Source organism: Actinomadura geliboluensis (genome assembly GCF_005889745.1).
GTDB lineage: Bacteria > Actinomycetota > Actinomycetes > Streptosporangiales > Streptosporangiaceae > Spirillospora > Spirillospora geliboluensis.
In genome coordinates this window covers 1-4,534 of sequence record NZ_VCKZ01000578.1, presented here as the reverse complement: position 1 = coordinate 4,534, position 4,534 = coordinate 1, and the positions used below count along the sequence as shown (strand labels likewise).

General features: G+C 71.8%; 4 protein-coding genes. All 4 read right to left on the bottom strand.

The annotated features are described in order from the left end of the window. Positions 1-120 precede the first annotated feature (120 nt). A complete protein-coding gene (locus ETD96_RS41715) occupies positions 121-861 on the bottom strand; it encodes an ABC transporter ATP-binding protein (protein WP_138642000.1) in 741 nt (246 codons plus the stop codon). Further along, on the bottom strand, positions 858-1,715 hold the full coding sequence (locus ETD96_RS41710; protein WP_138641999.1) for an ABC transporter permease: 858 nt from the start codon (positions 1,713-1,715) through the stop codon (positions 858-860). Before ETD96_RS41710 ends, ETD96_RS41715 begins: the two co-directional genes overlap by 4 nt. After that, on the bottom strand, positions 1,715-3,184 hold the full coding sequence (locus ETD96_RS41705) for a sulfatase family protein (RefSeq protein WP_138641998.1): 1,470 nt from the start codon (positions 3,182-3,184) through the stop codon (positions 1,715-1,717). The genes ETD96_RS41710 and ETD96_RS41705 overlap by 1 nt, the downstream gene beginning before the upstream one ends. A gap of 77 nt (positions 3,185-3,261) precedes the next feature. Next, positions 3,262-4,428, bottom strand: a complete 1,167-nt coding sequence (locus ETD96_RS41700; protein ID WP_138641997.1) for an ROK family transcriptional regulator — start codon at positions 4,426-4,428, stop codon at positions 3,262-3,264. Positions 4,429-4,534: the final 106 nt, after the last annotated feature.

The following is a 4,534-nucleotide window of genomic DNA, read 5'->3' as shown; positions in this document are numbered from 1 at the left end:
GCGTCGACGCAGGTCACCGGGGTAGCGTGTTACCGTATGAACGCGGACCCGCCCCGCACTCGTGGATCAGCGGGTCTAGCTTGTCTCCCGGACTGAAAGCGGTCGAAGGCGAGAGGGTCCTCAGCAGTAGACGGCCTTCCAGACCTCGCGGCGGAGCTCGTCGAACTCCGGCGACAGGCGGATCTCCTCGGTGCGGGGGTAGGGCAGGTCGACGTCGATGACCCGGTGCACGCGGCCGGGGCGGGCGGCCATCACGACCACTCGTCCGGCCAGGTAGACGGCCTCGTCCACGTCGTGGGTGATGAACATGACGGTGCGCCGCTCGCGGGTCCAGGTGTCGAGCAGGCCGTCCTGGAGCTGGACGCGGGTGAGCGCGTCGAGCGCGCCGAACGGCTCGTCCATCAGCAGCACCGACGGGTTCACCGCGTAGGCGCGGGCGATCGCGCAGCGCTGCTTCATCCCGCCCGACAGCGTCTTCGGGAGCGCGTCGGCGAAGTCGGCGAGCCCGACGAGGTCGAGGTAGTGCTCGGCGGTGGCGCGGCGCTCCTTCTTCGCCACCCCGGCGATCTTCAGCCCGAACTCGACGTTCTTGCGGGTGCTCATCCAGGGGAACAGCGCGTACTGCTGGAAGATCACGCCGCGTTCGGGCCCGGGGCCCTTGACCCGCCTGCCGTCCACCTCGACGGTGCCGGCGCCGGGTTCGAGCAGGCCCGCGGCGAGGTTGAGCAGCGTGCTCTTCCCGCAGCCGGACGGCCCGACGACCGTCACGAACTCGCCGTCGGCGATGTCGAGCGAGACGTGGTCGAGGGCGGTGAACGTCTCGAACCGGTGGGTGACGTCCCGGAATGCGATCTTGGTCATCGGCGCTCCTGCCATCCGGTGAGCCGCCGCTCGGCGAGGAGCAGCAGCCGGTCCATCACGAGCCCGACGAGCCCGATCACGATCAGCGAGACGAAGATGGTGGGCAGCTCGTAGTAGAGCTGCGCCTGCTGCATCCGGTAGCCGAGCCCGCCCTGCGCGGCGATCAGCTCGGCCGCCACGACCGTCGCCCAGGACGCGCCGAGCCCGATCCGCATGCCGACGAGGATGAACGGGGTCGAGGCCGGCACCACGACGTCGGTGAACAGCGTCCGGTCCCGGGCGCCGAGCACCCGCGCGGCGTTGATCAGCGTCTTGTCGACCGAGATGACGCCCTGGTAGGTCGACACGACCGACGACAGGAACGACGCCAGGAAGATCACGAAGATCTTCGGGGTCTCGTCGATGCCCATCAGCACGACCGCCAGCGGGATGATCGCCAGCGGCGGGATCATCCGGAAGAACTGCAGCCACGGCTCGAACAGGCCGCGCAGCACCGGGTACCAGCCCATCGCGAACCCGACCGGGATCGCGAGCAGGACGCCCAGCACGAACCCGATCAGCACCCGGCGGAGGCTCGCGGCCAGGTCGCTGAACAGCGTGCCCTGCTCGATCAGCTCCCCGGCGCGCTCGACGACCGACACCGGGCCGGGGAACCCGTCGATGCCGCTCTTGGACAGCCCGACCCACACCCCGATGCCGAGCACGGCGGACGCGGCGGTCAGCCCGGCGGTGCGCGCCCGCGCTTTGCGGGCCTTCGCCTTCGCGGTCTCCGGCGCCCGCACGGCGGCGGGCGCCTTCGCCTCGGTCTTCTCGACGGCGGTCTTCTCGACGCCTGTCTTCTCGACGGCGGCCATCACGCGACCTCGTCGGCGACGCCGTCGACGTCGGGCGCGCGGCCCGTGCCGATGTCGGCCATGTAGCTCATCCAGGTGTAGGCGGGGTCGCCCCGGCGCACCAGCTCCCGGTACAGCCGGACGGTCATGTCCCGGCGCACGTCCGCGTAGGCGGGCGCCGTGTAGACGTTCCGCAGCTCGTGCGGGTCCTTCTCCAGGTCGTACAGCTCGTGGACGCTCTCGGGGTTGAACACGAACTTGTACCGGCGGTCCCGGATCATGCGCTGCGAGTACGGGAAGTGGTGGCCGTGGAACTCGGCGACCACCTCCGGGCGCGGGTCGTCCTCGCCGTTGATGAGCGGTAGGACGCTGCGGCCGTCGCACGGCTCCCCGGTGGGCAGCCCGGCGAGGTCGAGGATCGTCGCGTGCAGGTCGATGAGCGTGGCGAACTCGTCGACCGTCCGGACCGGCGCGCCCGGCACCCGGATGATCCCGGGGATCCGGTAGATGTCCTCGTACATCGCCGGGCCCTTGTCGTTCAGCCGGTGCGAGCCGGTGAACTCGCCGTGGTCGGCGGTGAACACGATCGCGGTGTCGTCCCAGAGGCCGTGCTCGCGGAGCCGGTCGAGGATCCGCCCGGCCTGCTCGTCGATCATCGTGACGTAGCCCCAGTAGACGGCGATGAGCTTGCGCCAGGCGTCGGCGTCGAAGTGGTCGGCGGACCAGTACTCGGCGTAGCGGCGCTGGACGTCGGGCTTGCCGTCGAAGGTCTCGGCCATCGACGCGGGCAGCGGGACGTCCGCCGGGTCGTACAGGTCGTAGTAGGCGTCGGGCAGCAGGTAGGGCAGGTGCGGGCCGTACCAGCTGCACGTCAGGACGAACGGCCTGTCCTCGGCGGCGTACCGGTCGATCAGCTCGATCGTCCGGTCCGCGAGGAACGCCTCGACGGTCGCCTCGGCCGGCTGCTCCAGCCGCCCGGCGATCAGGTGGCCGCGCCCGGAGTCGTTGGGCGCCTTGCCGAAGACCGCGTCGCGGACCTTGAACGGCGGGTGCCCGTTCTCCTTGAGCCACGCCTGGTAGGACGGGTGGTGGAACGGGTTCAGCGCGCCCGGCAGGTGCTCGCCGTCCAGGCCGTAGTACTCGGGCCCGCGCTCGCGCCCGATGTGCCACTTGCCGACGTGGCCGACTCTGTAGCCGGCGTCGAGCAGCGGCCGGACGAAGTTGGGGAAGTCGTCGTCCACCTCGTCCTTGGCGCCGCCGTTGCGCTCGGGGTTGACGAGCAGGCCGTGCCGGAACGGGTGCGTGCCGGTGAACAGGGAGGCGCGGGCCGGGGTGCAGATCGCGGTCGGCGTGTAGAACCGGTCGAACCTGGTGCCCTCGGCCGCCACGCCGTCCAGCGCCGGGGTGCTGACCACGGGGTTGCCGTAGCAGCCCAGCGTGTCGACCCGGTGCTGGTCGGTCATGAGGATCAGGACGTTGCGAGAGGACACGACGCTCCGTTCATTAATTCCCAAGGGTTTACAGAAATGGGCGCTATTTTGCCGGTGACGGTCTCCGGCCGCTGGTCCTAGGCGTCCGCGGTGGTCGGGTCGGGGGATCGTGGGTCCCGGTCGCGCAGCACGAGGGCGATCGCGCCCATCGCCGACGCGGCGGGTCCGAGGTCGGCCGGGACGATGTCGAGGGTGCGCTGCGTACCGGGCAGGGCGTACTCGCCGATCGCCCCCCTGATCGGGTCGAGGACGAGGCCGCCGAGCTGGGCGAGGTCGCCGCCCACGACGACGCGTTCGGGATCGAGCTGGGCGACCGTGCCGGCGAGGACGCGGCCGAGCGTCCGGGCCGCCTCCACGACGACCCCGGTCACCGCGGGCGTCCGCGCCTGCGCCGCCTCCAGCAGGTCGTCGGTGCCGGTCAGCCGCACGCCCCGCCCGGCCGCCGCGCGCAGCAGCGCCGGCACGCCGATCAGCTCCTCCAGGCAGCCGCGCCCGCCGCAGTGGCAGCGCGGCCCCGCCGGGTCGACCGTCACGTGCCCGAGCTCGCCGGACGCGCCGTGCGCGCCGCGCAGCAGCCGCCCGCCGGAGATGAAGCCGCCGCCGACGCCGACCGACCACCGCACGTACACGACGTCCTCGGTCGAGCGCGCGGCGCCCCAGGTCTGCTCGGCCAGCGCCGCCAGCCGGGCGTTGTTGTCGGCCTCGACGCGGGTGTCGAACGCCGCCGCCAGCCGCTCCGCCGCCCGCCAGCGCCGGTTGGAGGCGTCCATCACGCCGACCAGCCCGACGCCGACCGCCTCCAGGGCGCGCAGCCCGATGTGCCGGTCCTCGCACACCTTGTGGATGAGCGCGACGGCCAGGTCGGCCTGCTCGCCCTCGTCGGCGTCGGAGGCCGAGTCGTCCACGGCGGTCGCGATGACCTGCCGGGCGACGTTGGCGATCGCGACCCGGATGCGGCGGCGGCCGAGGTCGACGCCGATCAGCAGGCCCGCGTCCGGGTTGAGCGACACCCGCGTCGCGGGGCGCCCGCGCCCGCGCGGCCGGCCGTCGTCCTCGGCCCCGGACTCGATCACCGCACCGCGCGCCATCAGCTCGGAGATGATCGCGAACAGGGTGGTGCGGGACAGGCCGGTGCGCGCGGTGAGCTGCGTGCGGCTCATCGGCCCCTCGCTGCGCAGCGCCGCGAGCACGACCTCCTCATGGGCCTGCCGCAGCCGCTGCAGCGCGTCCGCCCGTCGTTCCATGTCCGGCAGCATGGACGACGCCGGAGATTAATGTCAATGCTCCGGAAGAATATTTCTGGTGGCTGTCTCTTATAAACATCTCCGAGCCCACGAGACCCTAAGACAC

Coding starts and splice junctions, on each gene's coding strand:
- ETD96_RS41710 (WP_138641999.1), bottom strand. CDS start 1,715: ATGGCCGCCGTCGAGAAGACAGGCGTCGAGAAGACCGCCGTCGAGAAG.
- ETD96_RS41715 (WP_138642000.1), bottom strand. CDS start 861: ATGACCAAGATCGCATTCCGGGACGTCACCCACCGGTTCGAGACGTTC.
- ETD96_RS41700 (WP_138641997.1), bottom strand. CDS start 4,428: ATGGAACGACGGGCGGACGCGCTGCAGCGGCTGCGGCAGGCCCATGAG.